General features: G+C 66.1%; 8 protein-coding genes. 4 read left to right on the top strand and 4 right to left on the bottom strand.

Features of this window, described 5'->3' with window-relative positions; genetic code table 11:
- Nucleotides 1-192: 192 nt before the first annotated feature.
- The 4 genes from ASF94_RS05980 to gpmA all read right to left on the bottom strand — a co-directional run bounded on the left by ASF94_RS05980 (nucleotide 193) and on the right by gpmA (nucleotide 3,910).
- Nucleotides 193-591, bottom strand: a complete 399-nt coding sequence (locus ASF94_RS05980; RefSeq protein WP_056663035.1) for a response regulator — start codon at nucleotides 589-591, stop codon at nucleotides 193-195.
- A gap of 167 nt (nucleotides 592-758) precedes the next feature.
- The gene (locus ASF94_RS05975; RefSeq protein ID WP_056663028.1) at nucleotides 759-1,520 is read right to left on the bottom strand and encodes a molybdopterin-synthase adenylyltransferase MoeB; all 762 of its coding nucleotides are present in this window, start codon (nucleotides 1,518-1,520) and stop codon (nucleotides 759-761) included.
- 99 nt (nucleotides 1,521-1,619) lie between these two features.
- Entirely contained in the window at nucleotides 1,620-3,056 is a 1,437-nt protein-coding gene (locus tag ASF94_RS05970; RefSeq protein ID WP_056663027.1) for a S41 family peptidase, read from the bottom strand.
- 110 nt (nucleotides 3,057-3,166) lie between these two features.
- Nucleotides 3,167-3,910, bottom strand: coding sequence for a 2,3-diphosphoglycerate-dependent phosphoglycerate mutase (gpmA, locus tag ASF94_RS05965; RefSeq protein ID WP_056663025.1), 744 nt, complete (start codon nucleotides 3,908-3,910; stop codon nucleotides 3,167-3,169).
- Nucleotides 3,911-3,994: 84 nt separating this feature from the next.
- Here gpmA and ASF94_RS05960 point away from each other — a divergent pair, with 84 nt between their 5' ends.
- The 4 genes from ASF94_RS05960 to ASF94_RS05945 all read left to right on the top strand — a co-directional run bounded on the left by ASF94_RS05960 (nucleotide 3,995) and on the right by ASF94_RS05945 (nucleotide 6,476).
- Nucleotides 3,995-4,402 (top strand): rhodanese-like domain-containing protein, encoded by a 408-nt coding sequence (locus ASF94_RS05960; protein ID WP_056663011.1) that lies wholly within the window; start codon nucleotides 3,995-3,997, stop codon nucleotides 4,400-4,402.
- A gap of 93 nt (nucleotides 4,403-4,495) precedes the next feature.
- The gene (gene grxC / locus ASF94_RS05955) at nucleotides 4,496-4,756 is read left to right on the top strand and encodes a glutaredoxin 3 (protein WP_056663009.1); all 261 of its coding nucleotides are present in this window, start codon (nucleotides 4,496-4,498) and stop codon (nucleotides 4,754-4,756) included.
- A 186-nt stretch (nucleotides 4,757-4,942) separates the two neighbouring features.
- Nucleotides 4,943-5,404 carry a protein-export chaperone SecB gene (gene secB, locus ASF94_RS05950; RefSeq protein ID WP_056663067.1) on the top strand — a complete coding sequence of 154 codons (462 nt, stop codon included), beginning with the start codon at nucleotides 4,943-4,945 and terminating at the stop codon, nucleotides 5,402-5,404.
- Nucleotides 5,405-5,465: 61 nt separating this feature from the next.
- Nucleotides 5,466-6,476, top strand: a complete 1,011-nt coding sequence (locus ASF94_RS05945) for an NAD(P)H-dependent glycerol-3-phosphate dehydrogenase (RefSeq protein ID WP_056663007.1) — start codon at nucleotides 5,466-5,468, stop codon at nucleotides 6,474-6,476.
- Nucleotides 6,477-6,607 lie beyond the last annotated feature (131 nt).

The raw sequence follows: 6,607 nt of genomic DNA, 5'->3' as shown, positions 1-6,607 counted from the left end.
TAGCGTGTAGTCGCGCTGCGTCCGTTTGACACTCGATTCCATGACTCCTGCCCTTTGTGCAAGGCCCAGGTGTCAACTCTGGGTAGGACGGGTCAAAGCCCAACAAAAAGCCGGTGGAAACACCGGCTTTTTGCGTGGGGGAGCTTGGGCTCAGTGCGCCGCGATGGGCGCGCGCCCTAGGCGAGCGCCGGGTCAGCCGTGCATGCGCGCCGCGGCGCCGCTGGTGCTGTGCTGGATGCAGTAGTCCACCAGCGCATCGATTTCGTTGGACTTGTCGAACACCGCATCCACGCCCAGTTGCGCACAGCGCATGCGCACGTCGGGGGTCGCGTAGTTGCTGAGCACCACCATCTTTTGCCCGGCCGTACGGTTGCGGCAGGCCGCCAGCACGCCCAGGCCGCTGCCCTGGCGAAGGAACAGGTCGACGATGGCCAGGTCCCAGTGCGCGGGGTTGGCCGTCAGCCATTCCTTGCCGTCGTCTTCCGTCTCGGCCATGCCTACGGCCTCGACCTGCGCCAGCTCCTCCAGGGTGCCGATCAAATTCTCACGAATCGTGGCGTTGTCTTCGACGATGTAGGTGCGCAATTTCACTGAGAAGTCCTGTCCGGGTCGCGGGGTGATCTGACCACTACAGGACTGTATGCGGCTGGGACGCATTGCATTGCCAGCATCGGCAGGGAAGGCGGGTAGGAGTTCTCCTACTGCCGGGCAGTGCCCAGCCTTGGCTTCGCAACGCGCACGGCGCACCCGGCGCTCGTTCAGCTGCGGTGGGCGGAAGGCGCGCAGACGGGGCATGCCGGGTCCCGCAGGGTGCGCATGCGGGTCCATTCCATGCTGCGGCCGTCCAGCATGAGCAGATGCCCGGCGAGAGACGTGCCCACGCCGGCAATGAGCTTGAGCGCCTCGGCGGCCTGCACGCAGCCGATGATGCCCACCATGGGAGCGAAGACGCCCATCGTGGCGCATTGGACTTCTTCGAAGGCGGCCTGCGGCGAAAACAGGCAGGCATAGCAGGGGGCGTCCGGTCGCGCGGGATCGACCACCGTCACCTGTCCATCGAAGCGGATCGCGGCGCCCGCCACCAGCGGCTTGCGCTGATGGACGCATGCGGCGTTGACAGCCTGGCGGGTGGCGTAGTTGTCGCTGCAGTCCAGCACCACGGTGGCCTGGGCCACCAGGGCTTCCAGCCGCGCTGCATCGGCCCGCTCCTGCAGAGGCAGCACCTGCACCCCAGGATTGATCGCGCGCACCGCCATCGCGGCGGATTCCACCTTCAGTGTGCCCACCCGGTCGGTAGTGTGGGCAATCTGCCGTTGCAGGTTGGTCAGGTCCACCACGTCGTCATCCACCAGCGTCAGCGTGCCCACGCCGGCCGAGGCCAGGAACATCGCAGCCGGCGAGCCCAGCCCACCCGCACCGATCACGAGGGCGTGGGCCGCGAGGATGCGCTCCTGCCCTTCGATGCCGATCTCGTCGAGCATGATGTGGCGGGAGTAGCGCAGGAGTTGGTCGTCGGTCATGGTGGGGTGGCCGGTGCAGGCCGGTCTTTGAAACAACAAAGGCCGGGATCCCTTGCGGGTCCGGCCTTGGCGTGGGGGCCGCGCAGGCCCGCCGCGGGGTCAATTTTCCTTCTTCTCTTCCTTGCGCTCGGTCTGCGTCTTGCTGGCCAGCACCGTCTTGCCCTTGAGCTGATTCAAGGCCTGGGCCAGCTGGAAGTCGGTGTCCGAGCCGAACTCGGGCATCTTCCGCTCGGCCACATGCTTCTTGGTTTCTTCTTCCAGGCGCTTGCGGGCTTCCTCGCGCGCCTTTTCACGGGCCACGTCCTTGACCTCTTCGCCCTGGCCGCTGCCCAGGTGCTTTTCCAGGTCGGCTTCGCGCATGCGCAGGGATGCGAACAGATCGCCTTCGGCCGTCTCGTCCACCATGACGTCGGGCACGATGCCCTTGGCCTGGATGGATTTGCCGCTCGGGGTGTAGTAGCGCGCCGTGGTCAGCTTGATGCCGGTGTCGGGGCCGAGCGGACGCACGGTCTGCACCGAGCCCTTGCCGAAGGTCTGGCTGCCCATGATGGTGGCGCGCTTGTGGTCCTGCAGCGCACCGGCGACGATCTCGCTGGCCGATGCCGAGCCTTCGTTGACCAGCACCACGATGGGCACGGTCTTGATGGCCGCCGGCAGGCGGCGCAGCGGGTCGCCGCTGCCGCGGCGCTGGTAGAACTCGGGCGCGGCCTTGAAGGTCGCCTTGCTCTCGGCCAGCTGGCCGTTGGTGGACACCACGGTCACGTTCTCAGGCAGGAAGGCTGCCGACACCGCCACGGCCGCATCGAGCAGGCCGCCCGGATCGTTACGCAGATCGAGCACCAGGCCCTTCAGGTTGGGCTCCTGCTTGTAGACCTCTTCGATCTTGCGCACGAAGTCGTCGACGGTGCGTTCCTGGAACTGCGACAGGCGCACCCAGGCGTAACCGGGCTCCACCACCTTGCCCTTGACGGACTGGGTCTTGATCTCCTCGCGCGTGATGGTCACGGGGAAGGTGCGGCTCTCGTCCTTGCGCAGGATGGTCAGCGTGACCTGCGTGTTGGGCTCGCCGCGCATCTTCTTGACGGCATCGTTCAGGGCCAGGCCCTTCACCGCCGTGTCGTCGATCTTGGTGATCAGGTCGTTGGTCTTGATGCCGGCACGGAAGGCGGGGGAGCCTTCGATGGGCGACACCACCTTGATGAGCCCGTCGTCCTGCGTGATCTCGATGCCCACGCCCACGAAGCGGCCCGAGGTGCCCTCGCGGAATTCCTTGAACGACTTCTTGTCGAAATACTGGGAATGCGGATCGAGGCTCGACACCATGCCGGAGATGGCATCGGTGATGAGCTTCTTGTCATCCACCGGTTCGACGTAATCGGTCTTGACCAGCCCGAAGACGGCGGACAACTGCTGGATTTCCTCCAGCGGCAGGGGGGTCATGGCGCCGCGCGCCACCGTCTGCAGCGACACCGTGGTTAGCGCGCCTGCGAAGACACCCACCGTAATCCAGCCCGTAATCTTGAGTTTCTGGCCCATAGAACACCTTTACCGCTTCATTCAATATACACATCTTGGAAGGGCCGGGCCCCGCTCAGTTCCCCGAGGGGGCGTTCTCGCGTGCGTCGCCGCACGGCTTTACCGTGGCTTTACGCTTTGCCTTGCGACGCCACGGCCGCAGCGGCCTGGGCCACGGCGTCCGCGTCACCCAGATAGTAGTGGCGCAGGGGCTTCAGGTCGGCGTCCAGCTCATATACCAGTGGAATGCCGTTGGGAATGTTGAGGCCCACGATCTCGTCGTCGCCGATGTTGTCCAGGTACTTCACCAGCGCGCGGATCGAGTTGCCGTGGGCCGCGACCACCACGCGGCGGCCGGAGCGGATGGCTGGCGCCATGGTGTCGTTCCAGAAGGGCAGCACGCGGGCAACGGTGTCCTTCAGGCACTCGGTGAGCGGAACCTGCCCGGGCGACAGTGCCGCGTAGCGGAGGTCGCCGCGTTCGCTGCGCGGGTCGCCGGCTTCCAGCGCGGGCGGCGGCGTGTCGTAGCTGCGGCGCCAGATCAGCACCTGCTCGTCGCCGTACTGCTTGGCGGTTTCCGCCTTGTTGAGGCCCTGCAGCGCGCCGTAGTGGCGCTCGTTCAGGCGCCAGCTGTGTTCCACGGGCAGCCAAGTCCGGTCCATCTCGTCCAGCGTGTGCCACAGCGTGCGCGTGGCGCGCTTGAGCACGCTGGTGTAGGCCAGGTCGAAGTCGTAGCCCTCGGCCTTGAGCAGACGGCCGGCATTCTTCGCCTGTTCCACGCCCGTGTCGGTCAGGTCCACGTCGGTCCAGCCGGTGAAGCGGTTTTCCAGATTCCAGGTGGATTCTCCGTGGCGTATCAGGACGAGCTTGTACATGTTTCCCTCAAGGAGTCGGGTTTCAAAACCCGCCATTCTAGAATTGCATGCTTTGCTTCCCTTTGCTTTCTTCTGAGGATCGACGTGAATTTCATCATCGACAACTGGTATCTGTTCTTCATCGCGATCGCCTCGGGCGGGATGTTGCTGGTGCCCCTGGCACGCGGCGCCACCGGCGGCTCGCTGTCTCCGGCCAGCGCAGTGCAGCTCATCAACCGTGAAAAGGCCGTGGTCATCGACGTCAGCGAGCCCGACGAGTTCGCCCAGGGCCACATCGGCGGGGCGAAAAGCATTCCCCTGGCGCAGCTCGAGGAGCGGCTGCCCCAGGTGGTGAAGAACAAGGCGCTGCCGCTGGTGCTGGTGTGCGCCAAGGGTTCGCGTGCACAGCGCGCGGTGGGCGTGGCCAAGAAACTGGGCTACGACAACGCCCAGGCGCTGGCCGGCGGCCTGAAAGGCTGGCGCGATGCGGCCATGCCGGTTGAAAAATCCTGAGCGGGCTCCAACTGCCGGTTTGAGGCCGGTTCAACCCGGTCGAACCTGACCCCTGCCACCCACCGCATTCACTGCATTCACCGAAAGGCCGCCATGCAAACCGTGAAGATGTACACCACCGCCGTCTGCCCCTACTGCATTCGTGCCAAGCAGATCCTGAAGTCCAAGGGCGTCGAGCACATCGAAGAGATCCGTATCGACATGGACACGGCGGCGCGCACGCAGATGATGGAGATCACCGGCCGCCGCACGGTCCCGCAGATCTTCATCGGCGAGACGCACGTGGGCGGCCACGACGATCTGGTGGCGCTCGACGGACGCGGCGGCCTGATGCCCCTGCTCAACGGCGCCTGAGTCACCCCGGGGCGGCATAATGCGCCCCGACTGCCCGCTGGGGTTTCGCGCCCCGGCGGGCTTTGTTTTGCCGATTCCCATCGGGGGTTGGCGAGCGACGAACGACGATTCATCGGCCGTGCGTTCAACTGATCGCACGATGGATGGATCGATGGACTGACCGATTCATTGAAAGAAACCGAGACCATGGCTACCGAAGAAGCAACCCCCGTGTTCCAGATCCAGCGCGTCTACCTGAAGGACGCCTCGCTCGAGCAGCCGAACTCCCCCGCCATCCTGCTGGAGCAGCAGCAGCCCAGCGTGGACATCCAGCTCGGCGTGGAAGCCACGCCCGTGGCCGAAGGCATCTTCGAAGTGGCCGTGACGGCGACGGTGCAGACCAAGATCCAGGACAAGACCGTGTTCCTGGTCGAAGCCAAGCAGGCCGGCATCTTCGAGATCCGCAACCTGCCCGAAGACCAGATGGGCCCGATCATGGGCATCGCCTGCCCGCAGATCGTCTACCCCTACCTGCGCGGCAACGTGGCCGACCTGATCACGCGCGCCGGCTTCCCGCCCGTGCACCTGGCTGAAATCAACTTCCAGGCGATGTACGAACAGCAGCAGGCCCAGGCCGCTGGCGAACCTTCGTCCATCCTGACGCAGTAAGCGTTGCTGGCGTTGAGGGCCTTTGCGGGCTCCAGCGCTTGAAACTTCAGCGCTGATAGCTATGAAAATAATAGTGATTGGCGCAGGTGCCTGGGGCACGGCGATGGCCATGAGCGCTGCCGCCCATCCTGACGGGCACGCCGTCACGCTCTGGGCCCGCGATGCCGCACAGGCCGCCGCCATGGCGGCCGCGCGCCAGAACACGCGGTATCTGCCCGGCCTTCCCTTTCCTGCCTCCCTCACGGTCACGGCCGGCGACCCACTGGCGCTCGCCCGCCAGGGCGACCTGGTGATCGTCGCCACGCCCATGGCCGCGCTGCGATCGACCCTGCAGGCGCTGCAGGGCGTGACCGCGCCTGTCGCCTGGCTGTGCAAGGGCTTCGAGGCCGGTTCGGCGGGCGGTGCGTCCGCCGGCCTGATGGCGCACGAGGTCTGCGCCCAAGTCGCGCCGGCACTGCTGTCCGGCGCGCTCAGCGGTCCCAGCTTCGCGCAGGAAGTGGCGCGCTCGCAGCCCACGGCGTTGGTGGCCGCGAGCCAGCACGCCGCAGTGCGCGACGTGCTGGTGCGGGCTTTCCACAGCCCCAGCCTGCGGGTTTATGCCAACGACGACATCGTGGGCGTGGAAGTGGGTGGGGCGGTGAAGAACGTGCTGGCCATCGCCACCGGGCTGTGCGACGGCCTGAACCTGGGCCTGAACGCCCGGGCCGCGCTGGTCACCCGGGGCCTTGCCGAGATGACGCGGCTGGGCGTGACGCTGGGTGCCAGGCTCGATACCTTCATGGGGCTGTCGGGGCTGGGTGACCTGGTGCTCACCGCCACGGGCGATCTGTCGCGCAACCGCCGGGTGGGCCAGCTGCTCGCCCAGGGCCGCACGCTGGAAGAGGTGATTGCCTCGCTCGGCCATGTGGCCGAGGGCGTCTACAGCGCCCGCACGGTGGCGCACCGCGCAGCAGAGCTCGGGGTCGACATGCCCATCACACAGGCCGTGGTGGCGCTGCTGGACGCAAAAATGCGGCCTGCCGAAGCGGTGGCCGCATTGATGGGAAGAGATCCGGCTGTCGAACAGCCCTGAGAGTTTCTTTCCGGGTGAGGGGTGCCGTCTTCAGAGCACGCCGAACAGCATGAGCAGCAGCACGACGGACAGTGGGACACCGAGAAGCCAGGCGATGATGGGCATGAGTTACTCCTGATAGAGGGGTTGAA

Source organism: Acidovorax sp. Leaf160, assembly GCF_001424265.1.
Classification (GTDB): Bacteria; Pseudomonadota; Gammaproteobacteria; order Burkholderiales; family Burkholderiaceae_C; genus Paracidovorax.
The sequence above is the reverse complement of the archived record's forward strand: the minus strand, read 5'-3'. Positions and strand labels throughout refer to the sequence as shown.